At 70.6% G+C, this 14,273-nt stretch carries 14 protein-coding genes; 7 read left to right on the top strand and 7 right to left on the bottom strand.

All coding sequences use genetic code 11. From position 1 onward, the window contains the following. The first annotated feature begins 57 nt into the window (after positions 1-57). The 3 genes from cysD to BCF44_RS21275 all read left to right on the top strand — a co-directional run bounded on the left by cysD (position 58) and on the right by BCF44_RS21275 (position 4,293). Positions 58-969 carry a sulfate adenylyltransferase subunit CysD gene (gene cysD / locus BCF44_RS21285; protein ID WP_116176119.1) on the top strand — a complete coding sequence of 304 codons (912 nt, stop codon included), beginning with the start codon at positions 58-60 and terminating at the stop codon, positions 967-969. Continuing rightward, complete coding sequence (gene cysC / locus BCF44_RS21280; protein WP_116176118.1) at positions 969-2,777, top strand: adenylyl-sulfate kinase; 1,809 nt, start codon at positions 969-971, stop codon at positions 2,775-2,777. Before cysD ends, cysC begins: the two co-directional genes overlap by 1 nt. A 346-nt stretch (positions 2,778-3,123) precedes the next feature. Then, positions 3,124-4,293, top strand: a complete 1,170-nt coding sequence (locus BCF44_RS21275; protein WP_116176117.1) for an HNH endonuclease signature motif containing protein — start codon at positions 3,124-3,126, stop codon at positions 4,291-4,293. On the opposite strand, the gene BCF44_RS21270 is transcribed toward BCF44_RS21275, so the two are convergent. Further along, entirely contained in the window at positions 4,254-5,042 is a 789-nt protein-coding gene (locus BCF44_RS21270) for an SDR family oxidoreductase (protein ID WP_116176116.1), read from the bottom strand. The genes BCF44_RS21275 and BCF44_RS21270 overlap by 40 nt on opposite strands. 104 nt (positions 5,043-5,146) lie before the next feature. Here BCF44_RS21270 and BCF44_RS58565 point away from each other — a divergent pair, with 104 nt between their 5' ends. Further along, on the top strand, positions 5,147-5,881 hold the full coding sequence (locus tag BCF44_RS58565) for an RICIN domain-containing protein (RefSeq protein WP_116176115.1): 735 nt from the start codon (positions 5,147-5,149) through the stop codon (positions 5,879-5,881). A gap of 85 nt (positions 5,882-5,966) precedes the next feature. Beyond that, entirely contained in the window at positions 5,967-6,737 is a 771-nt protein-coding gene (locus BCF44_RS21260) for an NYN domain-containing protein (RefSeq protein ID WP_246015362.1), read from the top strand. 4 nt (positions 6,738-6,741) lie between these two features. Here the strand turns inward: BCF44_RS21260 and BCF44_RS21255 are convergent, their stop codons facing one another. After that, positions 6,742-7,965, bottom strand: a complete 1,224-nt coding sequence (locus BCF44_RS21255) for a PucR family transcriptional regulator (protein ID WP_170217660.1) — start codon at positions 7,963-7,965, stop codon at positions 6,742-6,744. Positions 7,966-8,059: 94 nt separating this feature from the next. On the opposite strand from BCF44_RS21255, the gene BCF44_RS21250 reads away from it, so the two are divergent. Then, positions 8,060-9,685, top strand: coding sequence for a GMC family oxidoreductase (locus tag BCF44_RS21250; protein ID WP_116176113.1), 1,626 nt, complete (start codon positions 8,060-8,062; stop codon positions 9,683-9,685). Beyond that, the gene (locus tag BCF44_RS21245) at positions 9,682-11,148 is read left to right on the top strand and encodes an aldehyde dehydrogenase family protein (RefSeq protein ID WP_116176112.1); all 1,467 of its coding nucleotides are present in this window, start codon (positions 9,682-9,684) and stop codon (positions 11,146-11,148) included. Before BCF44_RS21250 ends, BCF44_RS21245 begins: the two co-directional genes overlap by 4 nt. Here the strand turns inward: BCF44_RS21245 and BCF44_RS21240 are convergent. The 5 genes from BCF44_RS21240 to BCF44_RS21220 form a co-directional block, all read right to left on the bottom strand. Beyond that, positions 11,120-11,362 carry a helix-turn-helix domain-containing protein gene (locus BCF44_RS21240; RefSeq protein ID WP_116176111.1) on the bottom strand — a complete coding sequence of 81 codons (243 nt, stop codon included), beginning with the start codon at positions 11,360-11,362 and terminating at the stop codon, positions 11,120-11,122. The genes BCF44_RS21245 and BCF44_RS21240 overlap by 29 nt on opposite strands. Further along, positions 11,362-11,826, bottom strand: coding sequence for a DUF2975 domain-containing protein (locus BCF44_RS21235; protein WP_116176110.1), 465 nt, complete (start codon positions 11,824-11,826; stop codon positions 11,362-11,364). Before BCF44_RS21235 ends, BCF44_RS21240 begins: the two co-directional genes overlap by 1 nt. A gap of 61 nt (positions 11,827-11,887) precedes the next feature. Further along, complete coding sequence (locus BCF44_RS21230) at positions 11,888-12,625, bottom strand: hypothetical protein (RefSeq protein WP_147328569.1); 738 nt, start codon at positions 12,623-12,625, stop codon at positions 11,888-11,890. Then, positions 12,622-13,581, bottom strand: coding sequence for an ATP-grasp domain-containing protein (locus tag BCF44_RS21225; RefSeq protein ID WP_116176108.1), 960 nt, complete (start codon positions 13,579-13,581; stop codon positions 12,622-12,624). Before BCF44_RS21225 ends, BCF44_RS21230 begins: the two co-directional genes overlap by 4 nt. Then, positions 13,578-14,273 (bottom strand): hypothetical protein, encoded by a 696-nt coding sequence (locus BCF44_RS21220; RefSeq protein ID WP_116176107.1) that lies wholly within the window; start codon positions 14,271-14,273, stop codon positions 13,578-13,580. The genes BCF44_RS21225 and BCF44_RS21220 overlap by 4 nt, the downstream gene beginning before the upstream one ends.

The following is a 14,273-nucleotide window of genomic DNA, read 5'->3' as shown; positions in this document are numbered from 1 at the left end:
TTGACCGAGAACAAGAACCTGTTCTAATTTCCTTCCGACGGGAAGGGCGGGTCGAACGTGACCACTGCATACGAACTGTCCCCGCTGCGGATGCTGGAAGCCGAGTCGGTGCACGTGCTGCGCGAGGTCGCGGCGACCTTCGAGCGTCCGACGCTGCTGTTCTCCGGCGGCAAGGACTCCGTGGTGCTGCTTCACCTGGCGGCCAAGGCTTTCTGGCCGGCGCCGGTGCCGTTCCCGGTGATGCACGTGGACACCGGCCACAACTTCGACGAAGTGCTGGAGTTCCGCGACCGCGCGGTCGCGAGGTTCGGCGTGCGCCTGGTGGTCGCCGCCGTCCAGGACGACATCGACGCCGGCCGAGTCGTCGAGGAGACCGGGCCGCGAGCCAGCCGGAACCGGTTGCAGACCGTGACACTGCTGCGGGGCATCGCCGAGAACGGCTTCGACGCCGCGTTCGGCGGCGCGCGGCGCGACGAGGAGAAGGCGCGCGCCAAGGAGCGGGTGTTCAGCTTCCGTGACGAGTACGGGCAGTGGGATCCGCGCAACCAGCGGCCCGAGCTGTGGAACCTGTACAACGGGGCGCACCGCAAGGGCGAGCACATCCGCGTGTTCCCACTGTCCAACTGGACCGAACTGGACATCTGGCGGTACATCCGGGCCGAAGGCGTCGAACTCCCGTCGCTGTACTACGCCCACCGGCGTCCGGTGTTCCATCGGGACGGAATGTTGTTGGCACACAGTCGGTTCATCGAGTTGCTGGAGGGCGAGGAGCCGTTCGAGGCCTCGGTGCGGTTCCGCACCGTCGGCGACGCCACCTGCACCGGGTGCGTGGAATCCACCGCCGCCAGCGCGGACGCGGTGCTCGCCGAGGTCGCCGCCAGCCGGATCACCGAGCGCGGGGCGACCCGTGCCGACGACCGGATTTCCGAGGCCGGTATGGAGGATCGCAAGAAGGAGGGGTACTTCTGATGCTACGGCTGGCCACCGCGGGCAGCGTCGACGACGGGAAGTCCACCCTGATCGGCCGGCTGCTGCACGACTCCAAAGCCATCCTCGCCGACCAACTGGCGGCGGTCGAGCACACCAGCCGTCAGCGCGGCGAGGCGGAGCTCAACCTCGCGCTGCTCACCGACGGACTGCGGGCCGAACGCGAACAGGGCATCACGATCGACGTCGCGTACCGCTACCTCGTCACGCCCCGACGGAAGATCATCATCGCCGACACGCCGGGACACGTCCAGTACACCCGGAACATGGTCACCGGCGCGTCGACCGCGGACCTGGCGCTGATTCTCGTGGACGCGCGCAAGGGCGTCGTCGAGCAGTCCCGGCGGCACGCGTTCATCGCCAGCCTGCTCGGCGTCGCGCACCTCGTGCTGTGCGTGAACAAGATGGATCTCGTCGACTGGTCCGCCGAGCGGTTCGAGGAGATCCGCGCGGACTTCCGCCGGTTCGCGATGAAACTGAACGTCGCCGACCTGGCGTTCGTGCCGGTCTCCGCGCTGCACGGTGACAATGTCGTGCAGCGCAGCGCCAACATGCCGTGGTACGAGGGAACTTCGCTGCTGCACCACCTGGAGGAGGTGCACATCGCCTCCGACCGCAACCTCATCGACGCGCGGCTTCCCGTCCAATACGTGATCCGCACGCGGGATTTCCGGGGCTATGCGGGGACTGTTGCCGGCGGTGTGCTCAAACCCGGCGACGAGGTAGTGGTTCTGCCCGCCGGCTTCAGCTCACGGGTGCGCTCTGTCCGGGGCCCTGGCGGCGATGTCGTCGACGAGGCCTTCCCGCCGCAGGCGATCACCGTGCAACTCGAGGACGAGTTGGACGTCGCGCGCGGCGACCTGATCTGCCGCCCGCACAACAGGCCGCATGTCGGTCAGGAGATCGACGCGATGGTCTGCTGGCTCACCGAGCGTTCTGCGCTGACTCCCGGCGCCCGCTACACCTTGCGGCACACCACCCGTTCCGTCCGGGCGGAGGTGCAGGAGCTCGTCTACCGTATGGACATCAACACCCTGCACCGCGACGAGACAGCCGAATCGTTGTCCCTCAACGAGATCGGCCGCGTGCGTCTGCGCACCCAGACTCCCCTGCTGTTCGACGCCTACCGCCGCAACCGTTCCACCGGCAGCTTCATCCTCGTCGACGACGCGACCAACAACACCGTCGCCGCCGGCATGATCTCCGAACCGAGCGCGTCCATCGTCTGGCATCCCGCTGCCGTCCGCAGATCCGACCGCGCGTCGCAGGGCATGACCTTGTGGCTCACCGGTTTGTCGGCTTCAGGGAAGTCCACCATCGCCACCGAGGTCGAGCGCCGGCTGGTCGCCGCCGGACGTCCGGCGTATCTGCTCGACGGCGACAACCTCCGGCACGGGCTCAATGCCGACCTGGGTTTCAGTGCCGGCGACCGGGCTGAGAACGTGCGGCGAGTCGGCGAGGTGGCGCAGTTGTTCGCCGACGCCGGTGTCGTCGCCATCGTCTCACTGATCTCGCCGTACCGCGCCGACCGCGATCTGGTCCGGGCGCGGCACACGGCCGGCGGGCTTCCGTTCTTCGAGGTGTTCGTGGATACGCCGGTTGAGGTGTGCGAGGCCCGGGACCCCAAGGGCATGTACGCGCGGGCCCGCGCCGGGGAGATCAAGGGGTTCACCGGGGTTGACGCTCCATACGAGGTGCCGAGCGAGGCCGCCCTGGTGCTGCGGCCCGAAGACGGCGATCCGGCGGCGCTAGCGGCGAAGGTGCTGGAGTTGTTGGACGGGGAAGGGTAAGACCGGCATCCTCTCTCTCCTTCCACCTTCCTCTCCCACCTCTTTTCTTTCCCTCTGACGCATTCACACGCCCCGCCCGGCGGTAGCCCGCGACGTCGGCGCGTTAGGTTCCCCGCCCACCGCTCCGCCCTTGCTGCCGGTTGACCACGCGCGCTTTCGGACACCAAGTGCGGTGGTTGCGGGCCTGCGCACTCCTTGCCCAGTTCACTCGTTTCAGGCGGGGCGCACGCTAGGTGGTTCCAGCATTTCGGAAAGCGCTTACCACAAGCGTTCAGAACCCTCACTCCATCGTGTATATCTATGTCCAGCAACGAAAACCGCCCGTTCAGGGCGGTAGAATGGGGACATGGAAGCGACCTGGGATGCCACCGCCGCATGGCGGATGGACGACACGTCGCTCTGGCACGCCTGCGATCAGGCCCAGAAGATCCGCCAGTCTGCCTACGTCCGACTGGTGGAGATGGTCGCAGAGCTGTGGAACCGCACCGGACGCTCGAAGGAAGACCGAGTGTCGATGGTGGCGCAGGTGCAGACCCAGTTGCGCGTTTCCAAGAAGGATGCGTTGCAGATCGTCGCGCATGCGCAACTGTTTGGCAGGGAAGCGGTCCGGGACGCGGCACGCGCCGGCGAACTGGACGCCGACAGGCTCACCGTCCTCGATCAGACACTTGCCCAAGCGCCGGTCCTGGACCGGGACGAGGTCGAAGCCGAACTGATCAACAACACCCACCTCCCACTGCATCACTTCCGCCTAGCCGCCAAACGGATCCTCGTCCTACTCGACCAGGACGGACCCGAACCTAGAGACGACCCCGCACGGCCGAAGCGGGAGTTCCACTACAACAACCGCCCGGACGGGTCAGTCGCCTTCCGGGGCACCATCGACTCCGAAAGCGGCGCGATGCTCGCCGCTCTGATCAGCCCACTGGCCAAGCCGAAGGCCGACGACACCCGCACCACCCCACAGCGGCAAGGTGACGCGTTCGCCGACATGATCGAACTCGCGGCCGGGAGTGAAAACCTGCCCGACGAGGGTGGCGAGCGGCCGCACCTGGCGATCACGATGCACATCCGGGATTTCCTCCAGGGACTGCGCGGCGGCGAGTTCGAAGACGGCGAACCGGTCGACGCCGAGACTGGGCGACGGATCGCCTGCGACAGCAAAGCCTTCCGCATGGTGCTCGAAGAAAACTCCGCGCCCATCAACATCGGCCGAAGTTCCCGGACCGTGCCCATTCCGATGCGCAGGGCCTTGATCGTCAGAGACAAAGGCTGCGCGTTCCCGGGATGCCATCGCCGACCGAGGCAATGCCACGCACACCACGTGATCCACTGGGCCGACGGCGGACCCACCCGCCTCGACAACCTCGTACTGGCTTGCTCGATGCACCACAGAATGATCCACCACACCCGGTGGACGGTGGAGATCGTCGACGGGCTGCCGGTGTTCACACCACCCGGCGAGCTGAGACCAGGTCACAGGTCGGGGAGGCCGAACTCCAGGTTGGGGGTCTGAAGGCCGCCGTCCACCTCGATCACCTTGCCGGTGATGTAGCCGCCGGCGGGCGAGGCCAGGTGGAGGACCATGGCGGCAATGTGGTCGGGGTCGCCGATGACGTGCAGCGGGGTGGCGGCCTCCATCTTGGCCCGCAGCTCGGGGTTGCCGACGACGACGTCCAGGGCGGAGGTCGCGACGGAGCCGACGGCGATGGCGTTGACGCGGACACGCGGGGCGAGATCGGCGGCGGCGAGGCGGGTGTAGTGGGCAAGGGCGGCCTTGGCGGTGCCGTACGCGGCGAAGCCACGGCCGGCGACACGGCCCATCACCGACGAGATGTTCACGATGGCGCCGCCGCCGGTGGCGAGCATCGACGGAACGGCGGCGACGGTGAGGGCGTGGGCGGTCGAGACGTTGAAGCGGAAGGCGGCTTCGAGGAATTCGACGCTGGTGTCCAGCAGCGGACGCGGATAGGTGCCGCCGACGTTGTTCACGACGATGTCCAGGCGCCCCAGCACGTCCACGGCGGCGCGAGCCAGGTCGGCGGCGGCGGAGGGGTCGCTCAGGTCGGCGGCCACGACATGCGCCTTGCGGCCGGCCTGCTCGATCCGGGCCGCCACGTCGTGCAGATCGGCCTCGGTACGGGAGGAGATCACCACATCCGCCCCGGCCTCGGCCAGCGCCACCGCCGTCGCCGCACCGATGCCACGGCCCGCTCCGGTGACCACCGCGACGTGGTCCGTCACCCGCAACTGATCGAAGATCACGACAAGAACTGTAACAGGTTCTAGTTTGGCGCGGGACGTCGAATCTGTCGACGAGGCGATCTCGTTGCGGGGGAAAGAAAGGGCGTGGGTATGCTCCGCGCGCTATGAACCCCTTCGAAGATCAGCCACGACACGACGAGCGGCAGCGGGTCGACGCGGCGGTGGTGTGGACGGCGACGGCCGGCGCATTGGTGTGCTCGGTGGTGATCTTCCTGGCGACCAGCTCGTCGTCGCCGGAACCGGTGGCGGAACCGGTGCCGTCGCTGGAGTGGACGTTACCGGCCACGGCGACGTCCACTGTCGACACCGGCACGCCCGCCTACACGTTCGACGCCGTGGCGCCGCCGCAAGCCCCCGCCCCGACCGTCACCGCACCGCCGGCCACCACGACCAGGCCGAACCCGGCGCCTCCGCCACCTCCACCGCCGCCCGGCTCCACGCAGCGACCCGCCGGCAACCAGATACGGGCGGTGGGCGCGGGCAAGTGCCTGGACGTGCCGAACTCCACCACCATGCCGGGCACGCCGCTCCAGATCTCGGATTGCAGCGGCCGGCCCAACCAGTCCTGGACGCGAACCCCCTCCGGCCAGCTGACAGTTGCGCTGGCCGGCGCGACAGTGTGCATGGACGCCTACCAAGAGGGCACGGCACCGGGCACACAGGTGACGATCTGGCCCTGCAACGGCCAGGACAACCAGCGCTGGCGGATCAACCCGAACGGGACGATCACCGGCGTCCAATCGGGACTGTGCCTGGACGTGACCGGCGGCTACACCGCGAACGGGGCCCAGGTCGAGCTGTGGACGTGCAACGGCCAGAGCAACCAGCAGTGGCGCTAGGCCCGCCGGCGGCCCCTGATCGCGCGCACCGGGACCGCCGATCGGATAATGGCGGCCGGCACGCTCGGACCACAGGAGGCGGCGGATGGCCGTGACCAGCGACAACGCCGCGAAGCTGGCGGTGCTCATCGACGCGGACAACGCCCAGCCCTCGATCACCGAGGCGCTGCTGGCCGAGGTCGCCAAGTACGGCACCGCCCACGTCAAGCGGGCCTACGGCGACTGGACCGGCACCAACCTGAAGGGCTGGAAGGACCACCTGCTGGCCCAGTCCATCCAGCCGATCCAGCAGTTCGCCTACACCACCGGCAAGAACGCCACCGACGCGGCGATGGTGATCGACGCGATGGACCTGCTGTACTCCGACCGTTTCGACGGGTTCTGCATCGTCTCCAGCGACTCCGACTTCACCCGGCTGGCCGCGCGGCTGCGCGAGTCCGGGCTGACCGTCTACGGGTTCGGCGAGCGCAAGACGCCCAAGCCGTTCGTCGCCGCCTGCGACAAGTTCATCTACGTCGAGAACCTCGCCTACACCGAGGAGGCGCCGGCCGAGGCGGAGCGGCCGGCGAAGAAGACCACCTCGGCCAGCCAGCTCAAGGGCGACACCACGCTGGTGAACCTGCTGCGCAACGCGGTCGAGGCGGCGTCCGACGACGACGGCTGGGCCACGCTGTCGGCCGTCGGGAACATCATCACCAAGCAGCGCCCCGAGTTCGACTCCCGCACGTACGGCTACTCCAAGCTCAGCGACCTGATCACCGCGACCACGCTGTTCGAAGTGGACCGCCGCACGCCGGTGGAGGGCAAGCAGTCCACGGTCTACGTGCGCGACCGCCGCCGCAACGCCAAGGCCTGATCCGTCACGGGATGAGGGCGTCGGCGCCGTAGACCTCGACGCAGTGCAGGGCCAGCTCGAGGTGCATCCGCCGCTGGTCGATCGGGTGGCCGATGAGCTGCTCGGCCTGGTGGATCCGGTAGCGGACGGTGTTGCGGTGCAGGCTCAGATCCTGGCCGGTGGCGTCGGCATTGCCGGCGTTGGCGAGGAACAGCCGGACGGTCTCCCGCAGCCGGACGGTCGCGGCGTCGGGGGCGGCGAGTCCGCCGAGTTCCCGCTGGATCATGATGCGCAGCGCGTCCACGTCGCCGAGCCCGGCGGCGAGGCACGCCAGCTCCACGTCGCCGTAACGGGTCAGCGCCGGCTGCCGGCTGCTGTTGATCGCGACGGCCTGCGCGGCGAGCGCCTCGCGGTGGCTGCGCCGGAATCCGTCGAGGCCGCACGCCGTGCCGCCGATCGCCGCCCGGACGCCGGGACGGAGCAGGCCCTCGTCCAGCCGCCCCAGGTCAGCGGCTCCGGGCGTGGCCGTCCAGCACCAGAGGCCACGGGCGCCGCTGCCGATGCTCAGCGGCACGCCGGCGCCGAGCGCCCCGGCCAGCGCGGCGGCGCTGCCCTCCAGCGCACCGACCACGTCCGTGTTGTCCTCGGCCCACAGCACGACGGCGGTGTGGTGCTGGCGCAGCGGGTGCCGCAGCAGCGCGGACGCCTCGTCGCAGTCGAACGGCTCGCCGCGCAGCAGGGCGTGCACCGCCTCGGCCCGGCGGGCCAGCGCCCCACGCTGCCACTGCTCCCGCTCGGCGCTGTAGGTCCCGACCAGCAGCTCCATGGACGTGTCCAGCCACCGGCTCGCCCGTCCCCAGAACCGGACCAGCGCCGCGGACCGCAGCTCGGGGTCGGCGACCTCGTTCTCCAGCAGTCGGGTGATGTGGGCCCACAGGGCCTGCTGCCCGACCCGGTACGTCTTCAGCAGCACGGCGAGGTCCAGGCCGCGGCGGGCCAGCGTGCGGGCGAGGTCGAAGACCTCGGGCGGCACCTGCACCTCGAACACGTCGCGGGTGACGACGGCGAGGAAGTTCCGCCAGTGCGCGCGGGTGCTGGCGTGCAGGTCCTGGCGCAGCTCCTCGTCGGCGGCGTACTCCGGCACCTGGTCGATGATCTGCGCGTCGATGCCGCGGACGAGCCGCTCGAGCTCCGCCGGCCGCTGCCCGCGCCGGGCGAAGCCGGCGATCCAGTCCGCGTCCTCGCCCACGTGCGCCTCCCTTTGTGCGAACGCACAGCGCGGCCGGTCAACGTTGGCGTCCGGCCCAAGACTACGGCCGCCGCCGGGGTCCACCCTGGTGCGCATGACCGAGCGGGAGACGTACGACTACATCGTGGTGGGCGCGGGCAGCGCCGGGTGCGTGCTGGCCGGCCGGCTGACCGAGGACCCGCACACGTCGGTGCTGCTGCTGGAGGCCGGCCCGCCGGACGACGCCGACGAGATCAAGATCCCGGCTGCGTTCGCGAACCTGTTCAAGACGCGCTGGGACTGGGACTACGAGACCACGCCGCAGAAGAACATGGGCCGCCGCACCGCCTTCTGGCCGCGCATGAAGGCCTGGGGCGGCTGCTCGTCGATGAACGCGATGATCTACATCCGCGGTCACCGGGCCGATTTCGACGGCTGGCGGCGCGACTTCGGCGCGGTCGGCTGGGGCTACGACGACGTGCTGCCGTACTTCGTACGGGCCGAGGCCAACTCCCGCCTCGGCGCGCCGCTGCACGGCGCTGCCGGCCCGCTGCACGTCGAGGACCGCCGCTACACGCATCCGCTGAGCGAGGCGTGGGTGGCGGCGGCGGTCGCCGCCGGGCTGCCCGCCACCGACGACTTCAACGGCGCCAGCCAGGAAGGCGTCGGGCTCTACCAGGTCACGTGCCATCGCGGTCGTCGGTGGTCGACCGCGGACGCCTACCTGCGGCCCGCGCTCCCCCGCCCCAACCTCACCGTACGCAGCGGCGCCCTGGCCACCCGCGTGCTGCTCGACGGCACCCGCGCGATCGGCGTCGGCTACACCGCCGCCGGTGAGCAGCGGTCCGCGTTCGCCGAGGCGGAGGTGATCCTCTCCGGCGGCGCGATCAACTCGCCGCAGCTGCTGATGCTGTCCGGCATCGGCCCGGCCGCGCACCTGCGGGAGGCCGGTGTCGACCCCGTGGTGGACCTGCCCGGCGTCGGCGAGAACCTGCACGACCACCCGGCCACGCCGCTGCTGTGGCGGACCAAGGGCACCACCGACCTCGCCGTCGACCACGTGACGCCGGCCCGGCTGATGCAGTGGCAGACGCTCGGACGGGGACCGCTCGCGTCGAACATCGGCGAGGCCGGCGGCTTCACCGCCACCCGGGACGGGCTGGCCGCGCCGGACATGCAGTTCCACGTCGCGCCGACCGGGTTCTACGACAACGGCATGCGCGAACCCGTGGCGCGGATGTTCACCGCCGCGACCACGCTGGTCGACGTGGCCAGCCGGGGCCGCCTGCGGCTGCGGTCGGCCGACCCGCGCTGGAAGCCGGAGATCGACCCGGCCTACTTCGCCGAGCCGACCGACCTGGACGCCATGGTCGCGGGCCTGCGCAGGCTGCAGGACATCGCCCGGCAGACGCCGCTGGCGCGGTACCTGGACGGCGCCTACCTGCCCGACCTCGGCCTGGATCCGACCGACGAGCAGTTGCGGGAGCACGCCGAGTCGCACACCCAGACGCTGTACCACCCGGTCGGCACCTGCGCGATGGGCACCGGCGAGACCGCCGTCGTCGACCCCGACCTGCGGGTGGTGGGCACGGAGAACCTGCGCGTGGTCGACGCGTCGGTGATGCCGCGCATCACCCGGGGCAACACCAACGCCCCCACCATCATGATCGGCGAGAAGGCCGCCGACCTGATCCGCGGCCGACAGCCGGCCGCGATGGCCGCGAAGGAGATCGCCCGATGACCACAGGGTTCGAGGTCCGCAACCCCGGCACCGGCGACCTGGCCGGCGAGTATCCGGTCCACACCGCCGCCGACGTGCAGGCCGCCGTCGCACGGGCGCGGGGCGCCGCGGCGTGGTGGGGCGGGCTCACGTTCGCCGAGCGGGCGGAGCGGCTCGCCAAGTTCCGCGGTGTCATGGCCCGCCGGACCCAGCAGCTCGCCGGCCTGATGCACAACGAGATGGGCAAGCCGCACTCGGACGCGGCGCTGGAGGTCGCGCTGTCGCTGGACCACATCGCCTGGGCGGCGAAGAACGCGCCGAAGGTGCTGGGCAGGCGCCGGGCCGGGGTGGGAATGCTCACCGCGAACCAGCGGGCCACCGTCGAGTACAAGCCGCTGGGCGTCATCGGCGTCATCGGCCCGTGGAACTACCCGGTGTTCACGCCGCTCGGCTCGATCGTCTACGCACTGGCGGCGGGCAACGCGGTCGTGTTCAAGCCCAGCGAGTTCACCCCCGGCACCGGCGCCTGGCTGGTGGACGCGTTCAACCAGGTGGTGCCGGAACACCCGGTGGTGCAACTGGTCACCGGCGACGGAAGCACCGGCGCGGCGCTGTGCCGCAGCGCCGTGGACAAGATCGCCTTCACGGGATCGACCGCGACCGCCGCGAAGGTGATGGCCGCCTGCGCGGAGCGGCTGACGCCGCTGGTCGCCGAGTGCGGCGGCAAGGACGCGTTCATCGTCGACGAGGACGCCGACCTCGACGCGGCCGCCGACGCCGCGGTATGGGCCGGCATGGCCAACGCCGGCCAGTCCTGCATCGGCACCGAGCGCCTGTACGTGCACGCCGCGGTGTACGACGAGTTCCTGGCCAAGCTGCTGGCCGTCGCCGGCGAGCAGCGCGCCGGCAGCGATCCCGACGCCAAGATCGGCCCGATCACCATGCCGTCCCAGCTGGAGGTCATCCGGTCGCACATCGGCGACGCGCTGGCCCGCGGCGGGCGCGCCGTCCTCGGCGGCCTGAACGCGATCACCGGCCAGGTCGTGCAGCCCACCGTGCTGGTGGACGTGCCGGAGGACTCCGTCGCCGTCACCGAGGAGACCTTCGGCCCGACGCTGACCGTGACGCGGGTGCGGGACCGGGACGAGGCCGTCGCGCTGGCCAACGCCACCGGGTACGGCCTCGGCGCGGTGGTCTACTCCGCCCGGCACGGCAACGAGATCGCCGACCGGCTGCGCTGCGGCATGGTCGCGGTCAACGGCGTCTTCAACTACCCGCAGATCCCGTCGCTGCCGTTCGGCGGCGTCGGCAAGTCGGGCTTCGGCCGGATCCACGGCCCCGACGGCCTACGCGAGTTCTGCTACGCGCAGTCCGTTGCCCGCCAACGGTTCTCCGGGCCGCTCGCACTGACCACCTTCGGGCGCACGGCCAAGTCGGACGCCCTGGTGGGCAAGATCATGACGCTGCTGCACGGCCGTCACTGACGTCGGTCTCGGCGGCCTCCCAGCGCAGGAGGTCGCCGGGCTGGCATTCGAGCGCCTCGCACAGCGCGGCCAGGGTGGCGAAGCGCACCGCCTTGGCCCGGCCGTTCTTGAGCACCGCCAGATTGGCGGGCGTGATCCCCACGCGCTCGGCGAGCTCGCCCACGGACATCTTGCGCCGGGCCAGCATCACGTCGATGTCGACGATGATCGGCATCAGATCACCTCGTCCAGCTCGGCGCGGAGCTGCACGGCCTGGGCGAGCAGCGTGCGCAGCACGAGCACGACGAGCGCGACCCCGAGGATGCCCAGGCCGATCCCGCCCATGATGAGGGTGACGCCCGGGTCGTCCCGCTGGCCCGGCGCGTTGACGGCGGTGACCGCGAACCACACGAGGGCCGCGGCCACGATCGCGCCGATCATGACGTCCACGTACCGGAAGGCGTTGTGGGAGAAGACGGTGCCGCGGCGCACCATCGCCACCAGCCGCCAGACGCAGACCAGCGCGACCTGGACCGACAGCATCCCGACGATCGTGAACGCGCGGAACGCGGTCAGCGGCAGCGTCCCGTCGTCCGGCTTGGAGATCAACGCCCACACCATGCCCACCTGCACGAACACGGTGCCGGCGAACACCAGCACGAGCACGGCGCGCAGCGCCTGCACGGTCAACTTTCCCACGACCGATCCTCCCATCGATTTGCGATGGGAATCTATCGACTTTCGATAGATAGGGCAAGCGTCACCAGAACAGCAGCAGCCGACCCCGGAACCGCACGCCGTGACCCTGCATGGTGACCCGGCGCTGCCCCGGCTCGAAACACCGCGAGCCGGCGATCCGGTGCCAGTGGTCGAACTCCGTGAACATCAACGAACCGGGCACGTACGGCACCGTGACGGCCGGGCCGCCGCCCGGCTGGAAGGAGTCGGGCCGGTTGTCCTCCAGATCCATGCCGCTGCCCCCGTCGGGCACCTCGATCGGCAGGGTGAAGTTGACGACGCCCTCGACCTCGCGCTGCCGGGCGGCGAGGTAGGGCACCTGGGCGTAGAGCCCGTCCACGTGCCAGCCGCCGCCGTCGTACTCACCGGGACGGTCGAAGGTGAACACGTGGAAGCCGGGGACGGCCAGCGACTCGGCGTAGACAACGGGGACGCCGTAGCGTTCCTCGAAGAAGCCGGCCACCCGCTCGTGCGCGAACCGGAAATGCCGGTACAGCGGGAGATTCTCCCTCCGGGCGCTCGCGGCGTAGTAGTCGAGGCGCTCCCGGTTGCGGTACAGCGGCTCGCCGATCGTCGCCATGCCGCAGTCGCCGGACGTGCGCCAGCACTCGTGGCGCAGCTCGGCCGGCACATCGCGCACGGCCGAGCTGACCTCGGCCACCTCGTCCGGCGTGAACAACTCGACGGTGTACGCGCTGCCGAGGCCGAACCGGGTCCGGTCAACCTCAGGGCCAAGGATTCGAGACTGCATCGCAGTCACGCGGGAACCTCCTCACGGTGGAGCGGATCGCGCCGCCGGCACAGGGCGGCCGCGGCGAGCAGGCCGGCGACGGCGGCCGCGATGGGCTGGCCGGTCGACGACTCGTAGTAGGTGAAGCCCGGCGACGGGTTGACCTCGAAGCAGAACCACTCGCCGTCCGGGGTGCGCCGCAGGTCGATGCCGGCCACAGGCAGTTGGAGCCGCGCCGACAGCGCACGGCAACGGGCGGCGACGTCGTCCGGCAGGTCGATCTCGGTCAGCGTCGGTTCGGCGCAGCCGAGCTGGCGTGCGTAGCGGTAGTCGTCGGCGGCGCTGGAGATCTCGGTGGCGAACAGTTCCGCCCCCACCACGTGCACCCGCACGTCCACGCCGGACACCCGGCGCTGGAACTGGGTGGGGCAGTTGGCGACGTCCGCCAGCCGGTCGGCATCGGACCGGCCCACGCGCCGCACGCGGCTGCGGACCCCGCTGACCGACTTGACGATGACGTCCTCGTGTTCGCGCAGGAATTCCGCCGCCCGCAACGGATCCGTGGTGACCAGCGTGTGCGGCACCCGGAAGCCGACCGCCGCGACGGCACGCAGCTGGTACGGCTTGGAGCCGTTGCTGGTGGCGGCCCGCGGCCGGTTCAGCACGTACGCCGGCGTGCGGTCGGACCAGGCGTTGAGCGCCTGATCCACGTGGACGGCGTGCCGGCGTTCGGGCGAGCCCGGTGGCGTGGCGAGAACGGCCGGCAGCCGGGCGCTCTCGTGTGGCCGCAGGTAGGCCGCGTGCACGGCGTCGAGGTCGAATTCCTCGCCACGGACATGCACACTGTCGCGGTCGCCGATATCCAGCGCCATGTCGAGGACGAGCCGCTGGTCGAGGAACCGGACCGGCGCGTCGAGTCGTCGCAGCTGCCGGTGCACGGCGGCGAGCGGCAGGTCACGCATCAAGCCCCACAACAGGATCGTCATCGGGCCACCCCGACGAGCGTGGTGGCGATGGCATCCGCGACCATCGGGTCGGAAACGTCCGGCCACGTCGAGAAATCCCGCACCTGGGCATCCGGTCGGGGGCCGGCCACGGTCGCGGCGAGCAACGTCGCCCCGGCGGCATCGGCCAGCGCGCACAGCCGCTCCCCCACCGCGGGATGCACGTCGCCGAAGCACCGGTCACCGACCACGCTGGCGCTGATCGCCTTGTCCCACACCAAAACCGGCTCGGCCGCCGCGAGCGCGACCCGCTGCCGACGCGTCGCCACGCGCAGCCCCAGTGCGGTCGCCTCCGCCGCCCACTGCTCGGGGTACCAGGCGGGCCCGCTCAGCCACCCCGAGTCCGGCCGGTTCAGCACCGGCACGGGGCACGCGTCCAGCCAGGCCAACAGGAACGCCGTCAGCTCGGCGGCAGCATAGGGCCGGTCCTCGCGATGCACGTGCGGCAGGTCCGACGGCCGGACGACGCCCAACCGGTTCACCACGCCGTCCACCGGCACCGGCGCACCGGACTCGTCGGCCAACTCCGTCCGCACCTGTCCGTCCGAGTCCAGCTCCAGATTCCACCGCGTGCGGTGCAGTTCGTCCACCGTCAGCAGCAGGGCCTCGCTCCCCCACCGGGTCGCCAGCGCCCGCGCCGGGAAGTCGTTGCGGTGCGTGAGAATCAGCCGCAC

The sequence above is a fragment of the Kutzneria buriramensis genome (genome assembly GCF_003387475.1).
GTDB classification, from domain to species: Bacteria; Actinomycetota; Actinomycetes; order Mycobacteriales; family Pseudonocardiaceae; genus Kutzneria; species Kutzneria buriramensis.
The sequence above is the reverse complement of the archived record's forward strand: the minus strand, read 5'-3'. Positions and strand labels throughout refer to the sequence as shown.